The organism is Pontibacter virosus (assembly GCF_003096355.1).
Lineage (GTDB): Bacteria > Bacteroidota > Bacteroidia > Cytophagales > Hymenobacteraceae > Pontibacter > Pontibacter virosus.
Window position 1 is genome coordinate 156,514 of record NZ_QEKI01000001.1, and the last position, 22,960, is coordinate 179,473.

The window sequence follows — 22,960 nt, forward strand, 5'->3', positions numbered from 1 at the left end:
ATAAAGTTTGAGACCGTCAACCTCAATACCAAAGAATCCAATTCAAGAATATAAGTCAGCATCCTGGTAAAATGACGTGGGTAAGCGCAAAAAAAAACCGGCCTCCCACGGAATAATTCTTTATCCCATAGAAAGCCGATTTTAACAAACCTCAATTAAAGCCTTAAATCAACAGAGCTGGTCTGCAGATTTTTATTATTTCTTTGCCCACCAGAGTGGAGTAGTCACTTCGTCTGCACCCCCTAAAAACTCAACAGCCTGCCTGTAGCCATTCGTGTTTGTATTCGGCAAACTGGAAGGGTAACGCAGTCGCTGCGGAAAGAACTCCTTTTTGCTCTCCATATAGTTGGAGGAAGTCAGGGCAGGAAGATTTGGAAGCGGGTTCTCCACAGCAGGGTTTTCGAAGAACGGCAGACCAAGTCTTCTGTGGTCGCTCCAGGCCTCCAGTGGCAGCCAAGGGAACTGTGCAATGTACTTCTGGGTGATGATTTTGGTCAGATGGTCATTTTTTACACTTCCATTTTTGTACTGGTGGTTATCAGGATACTTGATCATAGCCACATCCTGTGCACCTGTATACCCATTCTCGTATTGCATCGGATAGGTGGATGGCGGCTCGGCAGTATGGTCCCAACTGACAGAGGTGCCGTTTCGGTTATACTCATTAGAGCTAAGGTAGGCTCCCATCGGCACGCTCCAGTAAGTAAAGTTACTGGCGATCCCTGCTTCATAAGCTTCCTTCGCTGTCATGGGTGTGTTCCAACCACGCAGAGCCGCTTCTGCTATCAGGAAGTAGGTCTCCCAGGGGCCAAAGAAAATACGCTCGCTCTGACTTGCTCTAAACTGCTGCGACATACGCGGTATGGTACCAGGGTAAGAATAAACCCTGTTTTTTGCTCCTTTGGCACCCCACGAGCCATTGCCAGCTGAGTTCCAGGTATTTGTCGCGTCAATCTCTTTCACCACGCCGCCATTGTCATCCACTAACTGACGCTTTGTGTTTCTGGCATCGGTTGTCCAGGATGGATAGTTGCTGAAATTAGGATTAGTGAAATCACCCGGTATAGTAAACGCCTTGTATGCACGAGGGTCAATCGCATGCGGCAGACCATTGAACCAGTATCCGGCTGACGGGTTATTGGTCAGGGTAGCGAAATGATTCTCAAACTTCTGCCCCATCCAGTTTTTAGGCTTGATAGCAGCATGGTAGGAGCTTCCCAACTGGTTCACGGACTCTACGCCACCCAGGTTAAAGTAGGTATTGAACAGCGTTTGAGACAAATACTGCATGTTCCACTCACGGCTCATCACACCCGTAAGCGCATCCCAGCCCGGCTTTTCCTGCACTTTGAAAATATCGCTCATGTTCAGGAGAAGGTCACTGGAGGCTGCCGCCTCCTCAAATTCGGCTTTGGCCTTAGCGGGGTCAGCTTCAGAAAGCCTCATGGCCAGGCGCAGGCGCAGGGAATTAGCGTACTTCCTCCACTTCGCGTAATCATAAGCGTAAGCAGGGTCCAGCACTTTTAGCCTATCCGGGTTTGTCACCGATGGGTCTAGCTTGGCGCTTGCATCCTTCAACTCCGCCAAAATAAAATAGTAAACGTCTTTTTCACTCGAAAAATCAGGATTCTCCCCCTGAAAGGCATTGATCGGAATAGGGCCAAAGTTATCAGACATCTCACTCATGAGGTAGGCTCTCCAGATACGGGCCACCTGCAGCAGGTTCTCCGTATAGGGCTGCTTTTTATCTGAACTAATGTGTCCGTTAGCCACATCAATAGCTGTGTTAGCGGCATTGAGCCAACTGGCTACCTGATTGTAATAAGCGGTGGTCCAGCCATCGTTGTATCCACCGGCAGACAGGCTCGAACCCTCCTGATAGTGAGCGGCCACTTTCCAGTATAGGATGAAAGATCGCTCCGCTACATCCGGGTTCATTTGTGCGCTGATGATGGAGTTGTTGATGAAATACTCCACCTGCACCTGATCTCCACTGGCCGCTACGGGGTTCACATTTAATTCTTCAAAATCGTTGCATGAGGTTAGCAACAGCCCTGCTGCCAGCAACCCCCATGATTTTCTCAGTATATTTTTCATAATCGTAATGCAGTTGATGGTTAGAAGCCCAGCGTAAGATTGAACAGAATAGAACGGGTCGTCGGCATACTGGCGTTCTCGAAGCCGGTTGCGTTGGTGCCTGTCGCAAAAACAGACTCAGGATCCAGCCCTTTCATGTGGCTGGAAATCAGCCATACGTTGGTGGCGGTCACTCCAACCCGGGCTCTCTGGAGTGGTGTTTTGGATAGCAATCCACCTGGCAATGCGTAGTTGAGCTGCACGTTGCGCAGGCGCACATTGGTGGCATCGTACAAGTTCGCCTCCGTGATACCCAGGTTACCCACACCTGCCACCGCGTTCCAATAGTTCTGAGGCGTTACCTGTGTGGTGTTCACCTCATACGCACCGGTAGTGGGGTTTTCTATCACCCCTTCTACTACGAAACTTTCACGGCCGCCATTTCTGACAGTGCTGGCACCTGTACCGTTCTGCTGCATATCGGCAAGCGTGGCGGAGAATATCTCACCCCCAATGCGGGCGTCCACTTGGAAGGAAAGGCCCAGATTCTTGTATCTTAGTGTATTGGTCACACCTACCAAAGCGTCCGCCTGCTGGTTGCCCAGTTTCACGCCCTGCTCTCCTACAGCCGGCAGACCATCGTTGGTCAGCAACAGCTGCCCATGGTACGGACTCTCAGGTTCGTCCACTCTTCTAAAGGTGCTGCCGTAGATCTCACCGTACTTACCGCCTACCTCTGCATACACGCGCACATTATCAAAACCGCCCAACTGATAGAGCTCAATGTCTTCATACAAGTCCTCAATAGTGTTTCTGTTTCTGGCAAAGTTGCCGCTGATGTTCCAGTTAAAACCGGAAGGGTTTCTGAAAATATCAGCATCTACCATTAACTCCACTCCTTTGTTCTGGATATCACCTGCGTTAATCTTTCTGGAGCTATAACCGCTCAGCGGGTCCATTGGCAGGTTAATGAGCTGGCGTGTGGCATTTGATTTGTACCAGGCCACATCGAAACCAATCCGGTTATCAAAAAAGCGTACCTCTAAGCCCGCCTCATATGCTTTGATAAGTTCGCTGCGCAGGTTCTCATTGTAAAGCACACTATTTCTGCCAGCAGTTGTGTGGTTGTTCGGGTCTTTACCGATCCAGTAGGTATTATACAGCTCGTATGGACCAAGGCTATTGCCTACTTCTGCATAAGAGGCTCTCAATTTACCGAGGCTCAGCCAGGTAGGAACTGTTGCTCCGGTAGTCTCCAGCATATCGGTGAACACATAAGAGGCGCTCACGGACGGATAGAAGAATGAACGGTTCGCCTTACTGAGGGTAGAAGACCAGTCGTTGCGGAAGGTAGCATCCAGAAACAGGTACCCATCCCAGTTAAACTGCACGGAGCCATACACCGAATTGATCTTATGCTCCCGTAAGTCCTGCCCTATAGTTGGGTTCGAGATACTGTTGTTGATAGAGAAAAGGTTGGGAACTTCCAGTTCGCCGGCATTGCCGCTGAGAGAGCTGAACTTCTGCGCCATCAGATTACCGCCCAGTGTCACCATACCTCCCAGTCTTCCAATCACGTTGTCTTGTCTCGCCGTGATAAGCGAACTGAAGTTAGTCTCTGAAAAGTTTTGTTTGCCCAGGCCGTATCTGCCGGAAGGTGTCTGCGGGCTACCGCCGTAAAGTTTACTCTCGGAGTTGGTACTGTGCAGGTCTGCACCACCCTTCACCTCAGCACTCAGCCAGTTTGTAAAGTCATATTTCACTGAGCCGTTCATAATGAACCTGTCCCGAACATCCTGGTTGAGGTTATACCTGCTGTTCCAGTAGGGGTTCATCTGGCTACCGGTCCCATACCAGGTCATTTTACCCTCAACATCTACCGGCGGATTAAAATCACGGACGTCTATGGAGCGGGGTAGCATAAACAGCGTACCAAAAGAGTTGTTGGGGTTGTTACCGCCAATCGGTCTGTTTCGGGCATCTGACTGGGTGTATTGCACTTTGGTGTCTGTAGTCCAGCGATCAGATTTGCCGAAAGTTGTAATGGCTCTGGCCATCAGGTTCGTTCTGCTCAGCTTCACCCCTGGCGCTACACCTTCATTATCAAACCGGTTGAACGAGGTATAAACCGAGGTTGAGTTGAACTGCTGCTGGAACGAGATGTTCTGACTCGAGTGCAGACCTTTGCGGAAGAAGTTCTCTATGTTGTCATTGGTACGAAGCGGCACGTTCTCGCCGTTCCAGTTCACCACTGACTGCCCCTCAGCTCTTGGGCCCCAGCTCAAACCAGACTGTGGATCAAAACTCCCTTCAGAACCTTGCCCGAAACTGTTTTGCAGTTCCGGATAGGTGAATATCTCGTCATAGCCAAGGGTAGAGGAGATCGTGATTCCCAAGCCCTCCTGTGGCCTCCCGGATTTTGTAGTGATCAGGATAACGCCATTGCCTGCTCTCGACCCATAAAGTGCCGCAGCAGAAGGTCCTTTCAGTACTGATATGCTTTCGATATCCTCGGCATTTATGTCTGCCAAGCCATTACCCATGTCCAGACCGGGGTTCCAGTAGTCGTTGTTGTTTCTGCCGGTAAAGTTGTCGATCGGGATACCATCCACCACAATCAGCGGTTGGTTGTCGCCGACCAGCGAGTTATTACCGCGAAGCACAATTTTGGAAGAGCCCGCCGGACCGTTGCTGGAGCGTGTGATCTGCAGGCCTGCCACCTTACCGGTAAGTGCATTGGCCAGGTTGGCCTCACGCGCCTCCACCAGGCTTTCGCCTTTCACTTCCTGCACGGCATAGCCAAGTGACTTTTTCTCACGCTCAATGCCCAGGGCTGTCACGACCACCTCACCAAGCGCTTTGCTACTGCTCTCCAGCACTACCTGTATGGAATTGCCTTCTCCAACAGTTACTTCTTTGGGATTAAAACCAAGGGAGTTAACCCGCAGCACAGTTCCTGTACCATCCACGGCTATGGTGAAGGCTCCCTCCATATCGGTTGTACTGCCGGTAGTTGTTCCTTTTACCTGAACTGACGCAAAGGGTATGGGAGCACCCTTCTCATCCTTTACAGTCCCGGAAATGGTTCGCTTTTGCTGTGCGTATGCCAAGCCTGTGAGTAAGCTAAGCAGCATACAAAGCACGAACTGCTTCGTAAACAAGTTTTTCATAGAAATTTAATTTATAGTACAATTTTAGAATACACAATTTTTGCTTGCCGAGGCCAATCGGCTACGAGACGATAAGACTGCTTTTTGCCTTTCCGCTTATTGGCTTAATCGTATCATAGTGCTCCATCACCAGCGCTGCCGCACCGATTATTTCCGCCAGATAACCAAAAGAGGAGATTTCAATCTCTGTATTTTCCGCAATCTTAGGAATACAATGTTCATTGAGGGCCTGCTGAATGGGCGCCAGCCAAAGCCGCCCTGCCAGGGAACCTCTGCCGCTTAGTACAATCAGCTCAGGATTAAGTAAATGAATCAGAATTGCTACCCCGCGACCAATGTTATAGGCAGTCTCATGGAATAATTCTACAGCAAACCTGTCGCCCTTCAGGGCCGCCTCCATGATGGCGTTCGACGCTTCCTCTACATTATCCAGCGACAGGCCTTGCAGCATGGACAGCTTCCCCTCCTGCATTCCCCTGATAGCTTTCTCCACCACAACCAGTAACGATGTTTCGGTTTCCAGACAGCCGCTCTTACCGCAGCTGCACAATTTATTATTCGTAAAGAGCGGGATGTGACTAAACTCCCCTGCAAACCCATTATGCCCCCGGAACAGGGTGCCGTTCAGAATCATACCAAGGCCTATCCCCCAGCCAATGCTCAACACCATCACGTTCTGCTTATCGCTCGCTGCACCCAATTTCTGTTCAGCCAGGGCAACCAGGCTTGAGTCGTTATCTATCAACACCGGAATACCCAGGGCCGACTCGACATAGCTCACAATACTTCCCTGATCTGTTTTCAGGAAGGAATGGTTAACGCCTTTAATCACATCCACGAAACCGGGCATTCCTATACCTATTCCCACAATATTTTCTATAGGGATAGCCGTTCTGCTTATAAAATCAGCTATGTGATGAGTCAACTGCTGGAGCGCTTCAGGATTATTACCCAGAGGCAGCTCAACCCTTTCGATCTCGCCTACATAATTGTTGTGCATATCCAGTAGGGTGATCCGGGTGATTAGCTGGTCCATTGCTACTGACACTACATACATTAGGTCAGGTTTTAGGGAAAACACCTGCGGCCTTCTTCCACCAGTCGACAGGGCATACCCCTTTTCGATGACAACTCCTTCTGCAATCAGTTCATTCAGCACCCTTGAGGTAAGAGGTACGCTCTTTTGGGTAAGAGCACTCAAATCAGCACAAGATAGTTCCCGAGCAAAGTATAGATGCTTTACAATACTTCTCTTGTACCTTGTCTGTTTATCAAACATCAAGTATTAATTTGGATTATACTCAACTAATGTTACGTAATTATTAACAAGTTGATTAATCTTTTTAATAATTAAAAATACTTTATTAATTATTTTAAAAAGTATTTCAAACTTTTAGAATATCTTGATCCTAATTACTACGGTTGTCTGTAATTTTCGGCACACAACAAAAAGGGTTAAACTGCCTCGGTATTAAAAAAAACACCCGTTAACTGCCTTGTTCAGGCAATCAACGGGTGTTTTTTTCTACTAGGCTTTTATTCTTTCAACCTGATCCGCTTTTTAAACTTTTCTTCTCCATCAATCAACACTTTAAAGTAGAAACGTCCTTTCGGATGATGGCTTAGGTCGTAGGTAAATACGCCTTCCTTCAATTGTTTATAAGTTTGCTCTTCCACCACGGTGTCACCCGGATCAGTTACGATCTGAACCACGACATCTTGCGGAAAATTGGAATAGTAGTCAAAAGTAGTCTTGTCATTGGTACGGGTGGGGTATAGGCCCAAAGACGTGAGGTCCGATACTGGCGCCGCCTGCCCGCCAACCTCGAAGGCGTAGCGCACCGAAGAGCCAAAGTCAGACTCAAAATCCTGGAGCATGGCACCATCCTTATTGAGCAGCCGCACCTTTCCCCTGCCACCACGTGGATTGGCCCAGAACTCCAGCCCGTTGCCGCCGCTGTCGGAGAGCACAAACTCGTAATTGCCTTTTGCCAATTGTATGGTGTCCCGGTACAGGGTGTTTGCTTTCAGCGACCCGGATGTTCGCTCCTTTATCACCTTTCCTTCGCTGTTTTTCAACAAATAGCTGTTTTGCTCCGGCTGGCTATTGGTCATTAGGTATACAACCAGTATACTGTCCTGCCGGGGAACAGCTTCAAACGAGCTACTCATTTTATTATCTGCCCTATACTCGTCCTTCTTTCCATTTGGTTTCAGCAGTTCCACTTCAAACTGGTTTATTCCGGCCTGGCTCTCTATGGTACTCGGCAGGGCAATGGAAGTAGTTACTGCAGGCTGCAGCATTCCTTTCCAGCTATACTCCTTTTCAAGAAAACCTTTGGTACCATAGCGGATAGTCAGGTGCGAGAGTGGTTTGGCCCCCATATTCCTGACGAGGATCTGCGGCTGCATACCGGCAGGGTTCAGGCGTCGGTGGGCGTCTTTTGCAGAAGGAGCGACAATTTCTACTACAGCTACATCGTGTTTTGCGGCGGGCTTTTTGTATTGGACCAGGTAGGCGGTAATATAGGCATCAGCGCTTGGGTTGGAGGAAACATAATGCTCCATGTTAATGTCTACTGTATGCTGCCTGCCGGGCTGCACTTTCAGGTCGTAGAGGTCGGGCTGCATCAGGTCTCCCGGGCACCAGTTGGCCCGGTCATACACCCAGGTACCTGCCTGTGGGTATAGCGGGTTGTCTCCGCACTTCTTCCAGATATCCTTTTTATCGATCAGTTTTCCGTCATACCAGATCTCCCGGTACTTGCTGCAGAACTCGGCGCAGTTGTCCGGCTTGTCCATACCATGGCCGGTCTGTACCACGCGCAGCCGCGCAAAAGCTGCCTGTTTGCCTGCCTTGAAAGAAACCGGTTTCAGCGCCTGCTCAATACTGTTGGTACTGTCACCGTAGCGGTAAGCCCCGTCATAAATCTTGTGAATGGAGACAGGCTCCCAGGCCGGCTTTCCTTTCACGATCTCAAATTCCAGGGTCACGGTCCAGCCGCGATCCTCGTTAGGCTCCCAGCCGGTGTGGTTATACTCTATCTCCACACTGTCGCGCAGCAGCAAGCTGAAGTCCGTCACGTCTACCTCCCAGTCAAAAGTCCAGTCCTTCCCGAAAGCGCCACCATAGGGCGTCAGCATACGCCCGACTTCGAAATCCTGGGAGGCGCCTTTCATTCCGCCGGTACGCCGGATGGTGATATGGTCTTTGTAGTCCCAATCAGCGCAGCGCATATCATCGGGGCACCCCATACGCACCTTCAGCTTTATACTCCGGATATCCTCTTTCACGGAAGGGAACACTCCCCAGGCCTTGTACAGGTTTATACCCTGGCTCGGGTCTGTTACCACCGTCACACGATTGTGGGTCACAACGCGCAGTGTGTCGGAGGCGTGGGTTTTAAGGGTGATGAGGGCAAGGATAGCGATGAGGCTATAGCGCCATCCTTTACTTATAATCTTATGCTTCATAATTGGCAGATATATACTTTATCTCTTTTGTCTTATGTCAAATATTCTTTTGTAAAGCAGTCCCCACTTTTCCCTATACTTCAGACTACTATCTTACTTGTACTGGAAAACATTATAAGGCCTGGAAACACCCTGTAGCTTCAGCACGACCACACCGTGCGGCGGAACGTGAAAGCTTACTTCTTTCTTTGTCGAGATGGCATACTCTTTCTTCGCCCATAAATCGCGCATCGTGTAGCCTTTAGCGGCATCCAACCCCACAGAATCAGGGTTAAAAGCGATAGCGGCTGTTTTCTCTGACCTGTTCAGCAGGGCCACGGCCACCTGTCCGCTCATGGTCGTCTGCAGCGGCTTTGCCCATACTTCCACGTCGCCTTTATCCACCAGGCGGCGGGCCTGATACACCAACTTATCCTGGTTAATGGCAATCAGTTCTTTGTTGGTTAGGATGCTGATGGTTTCCGGGCTCATCTGGCGCAGGTCGTTGCCAGCCAGCAGCGGGGAGCTCATCATGCACCACATCGAGAAGTGTGTCTTGTCTTCTTCGTAGCTCATGCCTCGCCCTACCTGCAGCATGTCCATGTCGTTTACGTGGCCCGGTGAGGCATGCCGCCACAGGTCGGCGTTCAGGTCCACGATGTGCATCACCGAGGCAAAGTTGTTGTCGATGTCGCCGGAGATGCGCCAGGAGTCCGCCAGCGGAACAACCCACTCGCCGGGAAACTTCCAGCGGCATACGTTGTACACCGCATCAGGCCGTAACTGACGGATCAGGTGGCCGATCTGGGTATAGCGGGCCTGCTCGTCGAGGCCCAGCCAGTCGCCGCCACACCAGTCTACTTTAATAAAATCGTAGTTCCACTCCTGCAGCATCAACTGCAGGTCCTGCGCATCGTGCCCGTAAAGGCCCATACCTACGCCCACGGTGTCTTTGTCCCAGTACGAGGCACAGGTGTTGATGCCGGCGTCCGAGTAAATTCCCGCCTTCAAGCCCTTGGAGTGAAGGTAGTCGCTTAGGGCCCGCATGCCGTTTGGGAACCGTTCCGGATGGGCCATTATACCTCCATCCTCATTGCGACCGCCGAAAAAGCCGTCATCGATGTTGATATAAGTATAACCAGCCTCCTGCATCCCCGTCGACACCATGTAATTGGCCTGCGCCTTGATGATGTCCTCGTTGATGTTGGCCCGAAAGTTATTCCAGCTCGACCAGCCCATGATCGGCGTTCGGGGGCGCTCTGCCACCGCTGCCGTTTTACTTGCCGCTGGTGCGGAGCTGGTCACTACACTGTTCGGCTGGCTACGGCAGGCAAGCAGCGCAAGAAGCAAAAAACAGGGAATGAGCTTTCTTAACATGAAGTACGTATGAACATAAAGTTTAACCCCTCTCCACAGGCAGAACACCATCGCTTCCCCTACCTTTGCTTTTACCACTATACCTTGGCAACAGGTGCTCAAGAGCAAACGGAGCGACACAAGAATGTACTTGTTGCCGCTCCGTTAAAAAACCAATCAAATCTACTTTTTCACCGGCACGATGCGGTACTCGTAATAGTAAGGCTTGTTGAGGAACAGTTTATACTTGTCCATTGGCAGCAAGCCCCAGCTGTTGTTGCCGCCTATGCCGAGTTGCTGTAGGTCCACATGCAGGTGAATGTTTTTATCCGGCTCCAGCGAACCCGAGTGCGTCTGGTGCTTGTCGAAGCCGGGGAACAACTGGTCCGGGCTATACGGCAGGGCACTCACGTTCAGCAGCGTATCGATGTGCTGGATGATGATACCGGAGCCGTCTTTGCGGCTGATCTTTGCCCAGCGCACATCCGATTTGTTGCCGCTCTCCTGCGGACGCACGTACGGGTGGTACTGCTCGGAAATGCTGCCTTTGTACTGGCCCACAAGGGCGGAGGTCTTTCTGTCCCAGTAGCTCTCCCACGGGCCACGGCCATACCATTCGATGTTTTTGAAGTCGGTCGGAAGCGTCATGTGGTTGCCCACTTTAAAGGTCATCATCTTCAGCTCCTTCAGTGGCTGCACGTTGTTTTTCACCGTCAGGGCGCCTTTTCCGTCGGCAATCAGGGTCTGCTCATACTTCAGGCCCCCATCCAGCAGCTCCTTTTCGATGCTTACCTGCACCTGCCCGTCAGCCAGCGTTTCTACGCTTACCTTTTTCACCACGGCCTTGTCGTCAGCGTCTTTCAAAGCTCTTAAGCGCTTCTGCAGGTTAGCCCCAAAGTCGTTGTCGGTGCCGGGACGCCAGAAGTTGATGCGCGGGCCGCTCTCCAGGATCGTCTTGCCGTTGGCTTTGTAGGAAGTGATGTTGCCGGTTTTCTTATCCACTGCCAGGCTGAAGCTCTTGTTGCCCAGCTCAATAGCGGAGGCTCCGTTCGTTACGTTGATCTTGTCGTTGCTCGCGGCATAGGCAGGGGGCACAGGCTTGCTCAGGGCAAACTCCTCAAAGGCCAGCTCGGTGCCGGCTTTCAGCACGCCCTCATCGGTTTTAAGTACCGCTTTTACCTGCAGGTAGTATTCGTTGGTAGTATCCGTTTTAATAGCCTCATCCGGCAGGGTAAGCCTTACGGATTGCCCTGGCTGCACGGTCAGCTCATTAATTGTCCCGGATTTGACTGCTTTGCCATCGCGCAGCAGCGTCCAGTTGAGCTTGAAGTTATCCAGGGTACGGAAGAAGTACTTACTGCGCACGCCCAGCTGGTTTTTGTTCAGCGTGAAGGCGATCTCCTGGTATACCTTGCGCACCTCGTAAGAGTGCGGGTGGAAAGTACGGTCCGCGCCAATCACGCCATTGATCAGGAAGTTGTTATCACTCGGCGTGTTCTTGTCGCCCCAGTCGCCGCCGTAGCCCAGGATCTTCTTACCATCCTTCATGCGGTACACGCCCTGGTCTACCCAATCCCAGATAAAGCCGCCCTGCAGCACCGGGTAGGATTCGAAAATATCCCAGTACTCTTTAAAGTTACCGATGCTGTTGCCCATGGCGTGGGCGTACTCGCACAGCAGGTAGGGCTGCGTCGGGTTGCTCTGCGCATAGGCGATCACCTCCTCCGGCGTGCGGTACATTTTAGAGTAGATGTCGGTATTCCAGTCGCCGGAGGCCAGCTCATAATGCACCGGGATGGAAGGGTCCAGGCTCTTGGCCAGCTCGTAGCCACGGTAGAAGTTCCAGCCGTTGCCGGCCTCGTTGCCCAGGCTCCAGGAGAAGATGCTCGGGTGGTTGCGGTCGCGGCGGATCATGCGGCCGATGCGCGTCAGGTGCGCCAGCTCCCACTCCGGCTCGTTGGCCAGCGTGCGACCCAGATCATAGTGCATGCCGTGCGACTCCACGTTGGCTTCGTCCATCACGTACAGGCCGTATAAATCGCACAGCTCATAGAAGTAGGAATCGTTCGGGTAGTGGCTGGTGCGCACGGCATTCACGTTCAGCTGCTTCATCAGCTTCACTTCCTCCAGCATGGCCTCGCGACTCACCACCTGGCCTGTTTCCGGGTGCGTCTCGTGGCGGTTCACACCCTTGAACATCACCGGCTTCCCGTTTACCAGGATCTGCGTGTTCTTGATCTCCACGGTTCGGAAGCCCATGTTGCGGCTGATCACTTCCTGCACTTTGCCGTCGGCGTCAGATAACGTGACCTCCAGACGGTAGAGGTGCGGGGTTTCAGCGCTCCAGGCTTTGGCGTTGGCAACGGTGGCATTAAAGCGAAGCTCGGTTTTGCCCTGCTTCATCTTCAGGCCCCATGCGTTCTGCTGGGCGCTCCATACTTTCCTGCCGTCGGCATCGTAAAGAGCCGCCCCTACACTGTATCGTTCCTTATTTTCGTCGGTGTTGTTCCAGGCGGTTACGTGCAGGTTCATCACCCCGTCGCGGTAGCCATTGGCCAGCGAGGCGTTGGTTACATAATCATAGAGGTGCACGTTGGGGCGGGTGTAAAGGTAGGTATCTCTGCTGATGCCCGACACGCGCCACATGTCCTGCGCCTCCAGGTAGCTACCGTCGTTCCAGCGGCGCACCTCCAGGGCAATCAGGTTCTGGCCCGGCTGCACATAAGGCGTGATATCGAACTCCGACTCCAGTTTGCTGTCTTTACCTAGGCCTACGTACTTGCCGTTCACATACAGTTTAAAGGCTGATTTCACGGCACCCAGGTGGATGAATACGCGCTGGTTGTTCCAGTTGGCGGGCAGGGTCACCACCCGGCGGTAGGCACCGGCCGGCTGGTCGATGTGATCGGGAATGTCCGGCGGCTGTGGGTTCTTCATGTTGAACTCGTAGAACGGGTTCACATAGATCGGCACGCCATAGCCGTTAAACTCCCAGTTAGCCGGCACCGGAAACTCCTTCCAGCTCTTGTCGCTGAAGTTGGTGGCATAGAAGTTCTGCGGCAGCTGCTTGTAGTCCTCTACCCAGTGGAACTTCCACATCCCGTTCAGCGACATAAAGCGCGAGGACTTGGCCTTGTCGCCGGCAGCGGCTTTGGCGGCATCCTCAAAAGGGAAATAGGAGGCCCGCATGGGCAGGCGGTTTTCTTCCTGTATCGCCGGGTTCTCGTAAACAGGGTCCAGGTAGGGCTGCTGGGCAAGCGCCGGGGATAGGGCCGCCGCCAGCAGGCACAAAAGCAATAAGAGTTTATTCATGACGTAAGGTATGTATTGAATCGCATTTAGCGCTATCCCGCAAGACAGGCTACTGGCAGACAGGATAGCTGTTTTGACCGGCTCAGGTATAAGGCCTATACCTGCCGCGCTAGATTTTCCGGAGGCGGAAAAGTTTGGTCTCGTGAGACTGCACACGTCCCTTCCAGCCTTTTCCTTTGCCTGCGGTTTTGTGTTCCCACAGGTCCCGCACCTCATACCTGCCGCCAAGGCCCAGCGCTGACCAATCTATACTGTAGTTCTGCGTTTTGTCCGCTCTGTTCAGGATCGCCACGGCATAGTCTCCGTTTTCCAGCGCCTTCACAAACACGTTCCAGGTACCGTCGTTTATTTTCCGTTCGGCTTGCTTGCCCAGCGGGTCCTGGTTCACAGCAATCACTTCTTTGTTGAGCAGAATGCGTCTGGTGGCCTCGTTCATGTTGCGCACATCGTTTGTAGCGATCAGCGGAGAGGCCATGATACTCCACAGGCTCATCTGGCTCTGGTACTCGGTGTCTGTCATACCTACGCCTCCCATGTCTCCTGATGGACCGGGCTTGCCATAAAGCCCCACTACCAGCATGTCGGCATCGTTCCAGCGTCCCGGTCCGGCATAGGCATGTAGGTCGGCATTAATATCCAGGATGTCTATGATCCCTTCGGCATTTTCCTGGTCGCCCAGGTTTTTCCATTTGTCGCGCACATCATAGGTGGTGCGCCACAGCTGCCCGCCTGCCTCCGCTGCCCAGTGCCAGGGCTTCAGCTGTCCCCACTCACAAACGCCGTACACGATCTCGCGGCCGCTCTTGCGCAGGGCTTCACCCATTTTGGTATACCGGGCCACTGCCGTGGCCGAGTCTTTGGGTGCATGGCAGTAGTCATACTTGAGGTAGTCGATTCCCCATGAGGCAAAGGTCTTTGCATCCTGCTCCTCAAAACCAAGACTGGCCGTGTAGCCCGCACAGGTCAGCGGCGCAGCGTCGGAGTAAATACCGAGTTTCATGCCCTTGCTGTGCACGTAATCAGCCAGGGCTTTTATGCCAGAGGGAAACTTCGCCGGGTCGGGAATCATGTTGTTTCGGTTGTCGCGACCGCCCTGCCAGCCATCATCGATGAAGATGTAATTATAGCCGGCCTCTACCATTCCCAAGGCTACCATCGCGTCCGCCATCTCGCGGATGTCCTTTTCATGTATATTGTCAGCAAAGAAGTTCCATGTCATCCAGCCCATAGGAGGCGTGGGCGCCAAATCCTTCTGCTGCTGCCCGGAAGCAGAAGCCACAGAAAGGCCAAAAAAGAAAAGCAGGAATAATTTTCTCATAAGGTTGATAGAGCTCAGTTAAACAGGTATCAGTATTCAGTATGACTAATTTTCAGCGCATGGTCTGGAAAGTAGTGCTTGCATTTCTCACAGCTGGTGAAGGGAAGCTTTCGCCCTGCTGACCATCGTTGCAGCTGACGTGTTATCTAACTTCTCCAGCTCAAAGGCACTAAGTATGGCATCCAGCTCTTGCAGCCCGGCATGGTTGCCGGTACGCGAGAACTCCTCTCGCAGCAGGCGGATCTTTTCAAAATCCTGTATACCCTCTATCAGTTTTTCAAAACGAATGGAAGAGAGCGGTCCGGGATATACCTGGTAGGTGTCCCCTGCCGGCCAGGTTCTGAACCGGCTGTCCTGCGCGGGGTTTTCCACCCAGCTGTTGTAAGCCCAGCGCAGGTAGCCTGTGAAGCCCTGCGCCGCGGCATACCACCCGATCCAGGTATGCTCAGCCGGGGGCGAAAAAGTGAAGCCGTTCGGACGGGCCTCCTCACAGCTGGTATAGAACGTGCTGGGCATGCTGTTAGCCCTGCGACGCTGCAGCACCTGCTCTCCAAACTTCCATTTAGAGGCAATGCTGTAGTCATAAATATCCTCCTCGATCTCAGGGTGATAAATACCGGCCAAGGTAATCTTCCAATCCGGATCTGTTTCTTTCAGAAGGCTGATTACGGCCTGCATGTCGGCCAACGGGCGCTCGTCCATGGCGATGGCGGTGATAGAAAACCAGCCCTTCTTTTTCAAATGCCCTGCAAAATCACGAAGGAAGGTCCCCCAAAAGGCGTTATAAGCCGGAGTACCAGCCTTACCTGTAAACACGGTGTCCTTACCGGTACTTTCGTCGAAGTAGGTGAAGGCCATCTTCCAGGGCACCATCGTGTAGCAGTTGATCCGTGCCGTAATTCCGCAAGACATGACAAAGGAGACATACTTGTCGAAGAGACTGTAGTCGTAGGCCCAGGCCCCGTCCTTTTTCCGGGTCCATTTTATCAGGCTGGGGAAATCGTCGTAGGTCTGGTGGTTCCAGGGCTCATCAATGATACTGGCGGTGATACTTTTCTGGCCTGCAGCAGCCAACATAGTGTAATAAGGCCTCATGCGGGCATAATGCTCCTCGCTCCAGAGCGGCACCTGGTGTACCCGTGCAATAGCGGCAGGGTGCTGCCACAGGTCTAGGTCGAAGGCCCACTGATCAGGAGCAGGCAGTTCGCGCTCCTGCACTGTTACGGTGATCCGCAGTTTGTAAAGCTTTCCGGCATGCACCGTTACATTCCCATTGTAAGTACCGGCAGGAGTGCCACGGGGCACAGCCATGCTTAACCAGATAGGCTGTACGGTTTGGGGAGCGACAGAAGTCTCTGCGGCTGCGTCAATAAGGTCCGCTACCAGCGAGGAGTCAAAATCCATTGGCTTGCGATGACCGCAGCCCTGCCCGAACTCATCCGTAATCACATAGCGCACAAAACCGATTGAGATGTTATCGCTTGGGATACGGTTTCCTTTTCTGTCCTTTAATTCTGATAAGCTGATGCGGAGCCGCGGAATCTCACGGCTCGACCATACCAGCAGTTGCGTGTGCACCTTTTCGCCTTTCCAGGCTACTGCCTCCCACCTGGACTGCATGGGCACTTGTGGCACCTGGTCCTGCGCATAACGTGTATCACTGTTGGCAAAGCTTACGTTTACAGGCTTTTTCACACTACCCCAAGCCGCTTGCTCCTGCTGCTGGGCGCAAAGGGGGAGTGTAGTCAGTAGCAAGCTCAGCATGGTTAATGCGAATAAAAATACTCTCATCCCAATTATATTACAAGTCAAAGGCGATCACTAGGTTACTTCTCTATCGGACTTTTGCTATTGCGTTAACGTAAACGCACATATTTACTCCTATTATCCTCCGAGAACATTCCATTACTACTCTTGCTTTAACTGGGATAATTCATCTGGCCCGTAGTACCTTCTATTGGCATGGGCTCTAGGAGTAATTATGGGGTAAGATACATAACGTTTTCGTAAACGCAAACAGAAGAATAGGCTTTTAGGATTTAGTAGAGTGGGGATACTACCGCCATTTTACCACCTTGAACACGATTTCCTGGTATCCGTTCTTTTCATACAGCACGCCAACATCCTTCTTTCCTACCTTTACCAGGTCGGAGTACGCCGCATAGTCTTTTTCATTGTTCGGGCTTTTGGCAACCAGATGCTGCTCGGCCCAGGTCTTTCCTTCGTCGTAACTGATGCGCAGGGTCAGGTTATCACGGCGTTGCGGGTCGGCGGCATTGCAGAAAGCCAGGATGGTTTTGCCTCTCTTCTTACCAAGCGCCAGAATACTACCCTGGTTCACAGGGTCAGGCAATTGTTTGTCGAAGTAGGTGGTGTCCCAGGTAGCTCCGCCGTCGCTGCTGATACTAATGATGCGCGCACGCACATCGCCCTGCTGATTGCGGATATTCATCATCAATCTGCCATTTGTGAGTTCCACAGCCATCGCCTCATTGCCTCCCGGTTCTGGCACCGTCTGGCTTATTTTGAAAGTTTTGCCGTGGTCATCTGTATAATAGCCGTGCGCGAAATAGTCCTCTGCTGTATTTTTAGGCTTGCCTTCGGAGTGGTTGGCGGCTACGTAAATGCGGCCTTTATACTTTCCATTCGCAAACTGGATAGCGTGTCCCGGTGTGTTCGCATAGGCGCGCCAGTCTTCTTTAAAGGTATAGGCCGGATTTGCGGCCGGCATGTTCGGGCGATGCACTTGCATGGTGATGTTCACAGGCTCTGACCAGGTCTGCCCGTTATCGGTGGAGGTAATGTACCAGGCTTCACGATAGCCTTTGGCACTGCGCACTTCGTACTCGTGGGCGTTGCCGGTGTTATAAAAAAGGAAGATTCTTCCTTTCGGGTAAGCCGGGTCCGTCAGGTCTACCACAGGGGCGGCGTTGCCGGCCTGCAGCGTATCATAATCCACCACCGTCTGCAGCAGAGACCAGGTTTTGCCTTTGTCGGAGCTGCGTTTCATCACAATATTCACATCGCCAAAATCCGCTGCACCGTGTACCCTGCCCTCAGCAAAGGCCAGCAGGTCGCCGTTTGGCAAATCAATAATGGCAGGTATACGGTAGGATTTGTGCCCCTCAGCACCGGAACTGAATACTGGCACATCTGCCGTTTGGGCCTGCACTTGCAAAGCAGCGCAGAAAAGGGTGAAGGTAAGTAGTAGACGAAACATAATTAAGTTAGAAAGTTAGAGAATTAGAAAGTTAGAAAGTTGAGTGGGTTACGTAAGTCAAAATCGCGCAGTATCTTTTTCACACATTCAACAATTGGATTAAGCACTGTGGTCCTCCAGCGCCTGCCAGCAATACCACTCCTGGCGTGGCAGGTGGAATGGGCCCTTGAACAGGTTGCCTTTGATGGTGGAGGACAGGCGGCCATCGCGGTGCAGGTAACCGAACCATTCGCCGTTTTCCTTGTCATGAAAGTGGCCATAGGCATAATCGTGTACTTGCTTATGCCAGTCGGCGTACTTCTGGTTTCCCGTCATCAGGTAGGCCAGCAGGGTCGCTATAATGGTCTCATTTTGCGGCCACCAGAACTTCATGTCGTGCCAGTACTCCTGCACCGGCTTGCCATACACATCCCGGAAGTATAAAATGCCACCGTATTTTTTATCCCAGCCCCGCTCCCACATGTAGTCGAGCATGCGGCAGCCGAGGTCGATCAGTTTGGGGTCGTTGTGGCGGTACCTGGCTTCGTGGAGTATAAACCAAGCTCCTTCTATGGCATGGCCGGGGTTGAGGGTTCTACCGTCAAAATGGTCGATGATGCTCCCGTCCGGGCTCACCTGCTCCATCACGCAACGGATGTCATCCTTTACAAAATCCCTTTCTATTTCGGCGATCCATTTCGCTATCCATTCGTCACAGCGATCATCCCCGATGGTCTCACGCAATTGCTGCGCCGTGTTCATCATGATCATCGGCACACCAATGCCTTTAGCCGGGCGCGTGCCCGTAAATTTGGGAGGCAGCAGCCCAGGGGTGGTAGCATATTCAATACACTTCCCGAATAATCTTCTGGCTTCGCCGGCCACTTCTTCGTCGCCGCTGGCCTTGGCGTAGGCGGCAAAGGCGATCACGGCAAAGGTTTCGGAGAAAAAGTAGCGGCGCTTGCGGATCGGTTTGCCGTCGCGGGTTACGTGGAAAAACATCTGCCCGTCTTCATCAAAGCAATGGCGACGCAGAAACTCTATTCCTTTTCGTGCACCCTCCAGCCACTCCGGTTTCTGCTCAACCGTGTTGTAAAGGGTGGCCAGCAGCCAGGCGGCCCTGCCCTGAATCCAAACGGCCTTGTCATCGTCGAGCAGGCTCCCATCGGCATCCCGCATCAGGAGATATCCGCCGTGTTCTTCGTCTATGGAGCGCGGAAACCAAAAAGGCACCGTGTCCTGCAGCAACTGCTTTTTATAAAAATCTTTGTAATAAGGTAGCGTTGAGGTGTAATCTGTCTCCATGTCGGATGGTAATTTCAATTAGTGGAAGTGGTATAGCTTGTAAATGTAGAAGCAGGGAGTCCCGCTGCATTGGTCAGGTTGGCGCGGGTATAAGGTTCCCAGGCATAGCGCACATACTTCGGCTCGGGAACCTGTTCTGAAGATACCAGCACTTTGCTGCCGCGTATCCTGGCCGAGGCCTTTCTAAAAATCAGGTCGCTGCCCGCTATTTCGAAGCCCCGCAGCACTTGCTTGTCGCTGGTTTGCAACCCCTTACCAGCGTAAAAAGTACAGACAGCCTGGTTGCCGGAAAACTGAGCACCCCGGAACAAGGGGCCGCTGTGCTCCTGCCGTTGCCGGTATGTTTTGGCCAGAGCCCAGGCAGCCAGCCGTTCTCCCACCTGCCGTTTCTGGGTCGGGTGTACATCCAGCGAATCACCCAGGTCACTGGTTACGGCCATGCCCACATTCTCCAGTTGCGAGAGCATCCTGCGCTGACTGTCCCGGAAGTGCGGCCAGCTCGGACGGTTTATGCTGGATAGCTGGGTATAGTAGAACGGGAAATCATACCCCCACTTTTCGCGCCAGCTGCTCACCAGCGTTCTAAACAGTTCTTCGTGCAGCTCGATGTTGTGCGCATTGCTCTCTCCCTGATACCAGATCACACCTTTGATGGGAAACAAGGTGAGCGGCGCAAGGCCCGCCTCGTAATTATAGGCCGGCTCATAGGGATGGCGTTGCTTTGCCACCTTCGAATCAAGGATGTTTACCCCGGCCCGCTCCCGGGCCCAGCCCATTACCAGGTCGGAACTGCGCCAATTGTGCAGGATGTCCACCAACTGCGGATGGTGCTCCAAGGTATGGCGGTCAATCCATGACTCGGTTGTAGACCCTCCAACGGCCACTTGTATCAGCCCAATAGGTACCTTGAGTTGCTGCTGCAGTTGTTTCCCAAAGTAGTAGGCCACGGCAGAAAAATCTTTCGCAGAGGCGGAATCACAGCGCTGCCAGGAACCCGTATAATACTGCAGTTGATTTACTTCTTGCAGCGTGACTGAGTCCCAGGCGGCATTAGCGGTTTCTGCTATTGGCTTCAGTTGCATCAGCCGGATATCAGCAGCCTGCTGGGCGAACTGCATTTCGTTTTTAGCACCCTGCTCTGCCTTCAGCGGAAATTCCATGTTCGACTGCCCGGAGCACAGCCATACTTCGCCTACCAGGATGTCCTGCACTTTTATATTTTTTACAGTTGTGCTCACCTCCAGTTCGTAGGGGCCTCCCGCCTTCTTGGGAGAAAGTGTGGCTTCCCAGCGCCCCTGAGTGTTTGCTTTTGTCTTTATGCTTTCACCTCCCAGGCTTACCGTCACCTCTTCGCCAGCATCGGCTGTACCCTGCACCGGGATGGGCATCTTCTGCTGTAGCACCATGTGATTTGAGAAAACAGGGGCTAATCGGAGCCCGCCATACCTGCCAGTCAATTGCCCGGCAACAGTAGCCGCGATAATACCGGCTCCTTCGGCTGTCGGGTGCAGCTCGTCCGGAAACAGGTCAGGCCGATTGTACAAGGGCGTGTGCAGGTCTATCAGCTCCACGTTTCTGTTCGCTGCAATCACAGGTATAAGCGCCTGGATCTGCCAGTACCAGTCGCGGGTGCCGGACTTGAAGCGGGGATGTCCTGAAAAAATGGGCGTCAGCCGGGAGATCAGGATGCGCACCTTCGGGTTAACGGCTCGCAGGGTGTCGATCAGATGGTAATAATCCGCGGCAAACTCATCGCGGAAATTCGGCCAGTTGCGCGGATCGGTGTCATTGAGCCCCAGATGGATGATGGCAATATCCGGCCTGTAGGCGATCGCATCCCGGTACTGCTGTGTTTTCGTGTAGGGCCGGTGGCCTTTGCGCAATAGCGTAGCCCCGCTCAGCCCGAAATTGGCCACTTCATACGTTGAGCCGATCAGATGTTGGAGCTGCGCCGGATAGGCGTGTTTTTCCCGGTCCGCTATACCATAGCCGTAGGTAACTGAGTTTCCGATACAGGCCACCTTTAGCTTTACCTGACCTTGTTGGGACCAGGCAGGTATAGCAAGCAGACAGGTAAACAGCAGCAGGAATAATCGGGTCATGGTAAAAGAAATAAAGCGCGCCCCAGGCTCAGATACCTATTGAGCGTGGCGCTTTAACTATTTATGTGTCACTTCAGCTATTTATTGAATAACCTCCTGTACAGGTACACGCACAAAATACAGGTCTTTCACACCCTCATACAGAATGCCGATGGTGTTGTCGTCGATCTTTGTCAGAGCGGAATAACCATAAGTGCCGCGCTCATCCAGGAGCAATTGCCTGGCAGGCTGCCAGGTTTCCCCCAAATCCATACTGGCTTTCAGTGTGATGTCGTAGCGGCCGGAGGGGGTATTGGGGTTGCTGAAAAAGAGTACTTCATGCTGTCCGTCTTTGGTGTTCACCTTCGCCTTGATCAGACTGCCCATGCACACCGGATCAGGCAAGGCGCTGTAGGAGGTATGGTGCTCTACCCAACTGCTTCCCAGATCAGTGGTGGTGGCTACAGAACGGAAGCGCCCACGGTTATCGCGCATGTTGAGCATCAGTGTACCGGGGGTGGTTTCCACGACCTGGCTTTCAGTGGTGTTGGCCTTGGCCCCAATGCCGCTCTTCCAGGTAGCACCCCGGTCATCGCTGTAAATGATGGAGGAGTGCGGCATCCCTTTATCATCCCAGTACTGCGAGGGGAATACAAGGGTACCATTCTGCATGACAATGCCATTACCGGGCCCGTTGAAGTAGATGTTCCAGGCCGGGTTCTTGATCTGCTCCGTGATGCTGTATGGTTCAGTCCAGGTTTGCCCGTCGTCGTCGCTGCTCACCAGCACAAACTGCCCCGTTTCGTCAGGCGAAAGCCCGGGCTTTGAGCCGGCGATGGACCGGTTTCCCTTGCTCCACAGCGCCGCTACCCATATCTTCTTGGTCACCGGGTCGAACAGGACTGAAGGATCGCCGACACCGTTGTTTTTATGTGGTTCCCCCATGTCCATGATGATCTTCATGGGCTCCCAGGTTTTGCCGCCATCCGTGCTGCGGCTCATGCCCACGTCAATGTTTCCAGGCAAGTCCCGGGAATTATCATAGCGGATATCATACACAGCTATCAGCGTGCCCTTGTCAGTTGTGGCAATGCCCGGAATGCGATAGGTGTCCACGCCATCGTCTCCGGCTTTGCGCAGGGCAATTCCTATCCGTTTGGCATACACGGAGTTGTCTTCTGTTATAGCCCAGGCTTTGCCGTCTGCATCCACCAGTTGCGAGCAGTGCAGCGCTATCCTGTTATCGGGATTGGCGCTCTCTTTTAAAGTCACGCTCAGCCAGATGTACTGCTTGCCGGGTTTCATCCGGATGTTGACAGGTATGGTAAAGGTTTCTGCAGCAGGGCGAATGGTAGCAACAGGGGCTTCTGCCTTGAACAAAGGCTCCGAGCCAGTAAAGTATACCTCCAGCTTCTCGACATCCTGCAGCGCCGTTTTATTCAGCCTGCTCTGTATACCCTGATACGTCACAGCGTCCCCACCTGCCGGCACATAGACCGTAATGCGGAGCAGCGGGTTAGCCGCCACCCCTTTGAGCACAGGTATAGCCGGAGCAGTACTGGAGATCTGTGCCCCATCATGAGCTGCTGTGTATACCTTACTGGCACAACCCATACTGGTGAGCATCACCAGCAACAAGCAGTACAGTAAATATGGATTTTTCTTCATGTTTCTATCTTTTCCACAAAAG

General features: G+C 52.6%; 12 protein-coding genes. All 12 read right to left on the bottom strand.

Going from position 1 to position 22,960, the window contains the following annotated elements; genetic code table 11:
- Window positions 1-195: 195 nt before the first annotated feature.
- On the bottom strand, window positions 196-2,097 hold the full coding sequence (locus tag C8E01_RS00560; RefSeq protein WP_116541432.1) for a SusD/RagB family nutrient-binding outer membrane lipoprotein: 1,902 nt from the start codon (window positions 2,095-2,097) through the stop codon (window positions 196-198).
- Between the two features lie 20 nt (window positions 2,098-2,117).
- Entirely contained in the window at window positions 2,118-5,246 is a 3,129-nt protein-coding gene (locus C8E01_RS00565; protein ID WP_116541433.1) for a SusC/RagA family TonB-linked outer membrane protein, read from the bottom strand.
- A gap of 61 nt (window positions 5,247-5,307) precedes the next feature.
- Window positions 5,308-6,525 carry an ROK family protein gene (locus C8E01_RS00570; protein WP_116541434.1) on the bottom strand — a complete coding sequence of 406 codons (1,218 nt, stop codon included), beginning with the start codon at window positions 6,523-6,525 and terminating at the stop codon, window positions 5,308-5,310.
- Window positions 6,526-6,782: 257 nt separating this feature from the next.
- Complete coding sequence (locus tag C8E01_RS00575; protein ID WP_116541435.1) at window positions 6,783-8,720, bottom strand: peptide-N-glycosidase F-related protein; 1,938 nt, start codon at window positions 8,718-8,720, stop codon at window positions 6,783-6,785.
- Window positions 8,721-8,813: 93 nt separating this feature from the next.
- A complete protein-coding gene (locus C8E01_RS00580) occupies window positions 8,814-10,049 on the bottom strand; it encodes a glycoside hydrolase family 27 protein (RefSeq protein ID WP_207774847.1) in 1,236 nt (411 codons plus the stop codon).
- Between the two features lie 189 nt (window positions 10,050-10,238).
- Entirely contained in the window at window positions 10,239-13,367 is a 3,129-nt protein-coding gene (locus C8E01_RS00585; RefSeq protein WP_116541437.1) for a glycoside hydrolase family 2 TIM barrel-domain containing protein, read from the bottom strand.
- Between the two features lie 109 nt (window positions 13,368-13,476).
- Window positions 13,477-14,685, bottom strand: a complete 1,209-nt coding sequence (locus C8E01_RS00590) for a glycoside hydrolase family 27 protein (protein ID WP_207774848.1) — start codon at window positions 14,683-14,685, stop codon at window positions 13,477-13,479.
- 87 nt (window positions 14,686-14,772) lie between these two features.
- Window positions 14,773-16,449 carry a DUF4091 domain-containing protein gene (locus C8E01_RS00595; protein WP_207774849.1) on the bottom strand — a complete coding sequence of 559 codons (1,677 nt, stop codon included), beginning with the start codon at window positions 16,447-16,449 and terminating at the stop codon, window positions 14,773-14,775.
- Between the two features lie 292 nt (window positions 16,450-16,741).
- A complete protein-coding gene (locus C8E01_RS00600) occupies window positions 16,742-17,905 on the bottom strand; it encodes a sialidase family protein (protein WP_116541439.1) in 1,164 nt (387 codons plus the stop codon).
- A gap of 99 nt (window positions 17,906-18,004) precedes the next feature.
- Window positions 18,005-19,207 (bottom strand): AGE family epimerase/isomerase, encoded by a 1,203-nt coding sequence (locus tag C8E01_RS00605; protein ID WP_207774850.1) that lies wholly within the window; start codon window positions 19,205-19,207, stop codon window positions 18,005-18,007.
- Window positions 19,204-21,291: a GDSL-type esterase/lipase family protein gene (locus tag C8E01_RS00610; RefSeq protein ID WP_116541441.1), complete on the bottom strand. Its 2,088-nt coding sequence runs from the start codon at window positions 21,289-21,291 to the stop codon at window positions 19,204-19,206. The genes C8E01_RS00605 and C8E01_RS00610 overlap by 4 nt, the downstream gene beginning before the upstream one ends.
- An 81-nt stretch (window positions 21,292-21,372) precedes the next feature.
- The gene (locus C8E01_RS00615; protein WP_207774851.1) at window positions 21,373-22,938 is read right to left on the bottom strand and encodes a sialidase family protein; all 1,566 of its coding nucleotides are present in this window, start codon (window positions 22,936-22,938) and stop codon (window positions 21,373-21,375) included.
- Between the last annotated feature and the right edge of the window lie 22 nt (window positions 22,939-22,960).

What these genes read in the sequence shown, in the direction of transcription:
- C8E01_RS00560 (WP_116541432.1), bottom strand. Translation starts at nt 2,097, where the DNA reads ATGAAAAATATACTGAGAAAATCATGGGGGTTGCTGGCAGCAGGGCTG.
- C8E01_RS00565 (WP_116541433.1), bottom strand. Translation starts at nt 5,246, where the DNA reads ATGAAAAACTTGTTTACGAAGCAGTTCGTGCTTTGTATGCTGCTTAGC.
- C8E01_RS00570 (WP_116541434.1), bottom strand. Translation starts at nt 6,525, where the DNA reads ATGTTTGATAAACAGACAAGGTACAAGAGAAGTATTGTAAAGCATCTA.
- C8E01_RS00575 (WP_116541435.1), bottom strand. Translation starts at nt 8,720, where the DNA reads ATGAAGCATAAGATTATAAGTAAAGGATGGCGCTATAGCCTCATCGCT.
- C8E01_RS00585 (WP_116541437.1), bottom strand. Translation starts at nt 13,367, where the DNA reads ATGAATAAACTCTTATTGCTTTTGTGCCTGCTGGCGGCGGCCCTATCC.
- C8E01_RS00590 (WP_207774848.1), bottom strand. Translation starts at nt 14,685, where the DNA reads ATGAGAAAATTATTCCTGCTTTTCTTTTTTGGCCTTTCTGTGGCTTCT.
- C8E01_RS00595 (WP_207774849.1), bottom strand. Translation starts at nt 16,449, where the DNA reads ATGCTGAGCTTGCTACTGACTACACTCCCCCTTTGCGCCCAGCAGCAG.
- C8E01_RS00600 (WP_116541439.1), bottom strand. Translation starts at nt 17,905, where the DNA reads ATGTTTCGTCTACTACTTACCTTCACCCTTTTCTGCGCTGCTTTGCAA.
- C8E01_RS00610 (WP_116541441.1), bottom strand. Translation starts at nt 21,291, where the DNA reads ATGACCCGATTATTCCTGCTGCTGTTTACCTGTCTGCTTGCTATACCT.
- C8E01_RS00615 (WP_207774851.1), bottom strand. Translation starts at nt 22,938, where the DNA reads ATGAAGAAAAATCCATATTTACTGTACTGCTTGTTGCTGGTGATGCTC.